This is a genomic window from Mesorhizobium sp. M7A.F.Ca.US.002.01.1.1 (assembly GCF_004022955.1).
GTDB lineage: Bacteria > Pseudomonadota > Alphaproteobacteria > Rhizobiales > Rhizobiaceae > Mesorhizobium > Mesorhizobium ciceri.
In genome coordinates, this window is record NZ_RZQE01001050.1 from 1 (window position 1) to 472 (window position 472).

Here is a 472-nt window from a genome sequence, read left to right on the forward strand (position 1 = left end):
ACCTTGAACGGCACGATGTTCTTCTCCTCGCCATTGCGCGAGCGGATCGCCGGGTCGGGAATGAAGCGCGCCGGCAGCGTGATCTTGCCGGTCCATGAATCCGACAGCGATGCCCAGATGCCGTCATTGATGTAGAGCCGCTTGCCCTTGCGCAGCAGCACCCGCACGATCAACGACAGGCAGCGCGCCACGATCACCCGGCCGGGCTCAGCCACCAGCGGCATCTGGTCGAACTGATACTCCTTCAGATCGCCCGACAGCCGCGACATGATCTGGCCAAGCGACGGCATCTCGATCTGCTTGCGGTTAGGGTCGTGGCCGTATTCGGCGGGGAAACCGCCGCCGACATCGAGCCCGGCAATATCGAAGGTCAGCCGGTTGCGCACCCAGTCGGCGGAAGCCAGCGCCCGCTCATAGGTGTCGGGATCCTCGATCTGGCTGCCGACATGGAAGCACAGGCCGACCTTGTAGC

General features: G+C 64.0%; 1 pseudogene. It reads right to left on the reverse strand.

Features of this window, described 5'->3' with window-relative positions:
• Positions 1-472, reverse strand: a pseudogene (locus EN932_RS37640) (ornithine decarboxylase); the annotation flags it as partial.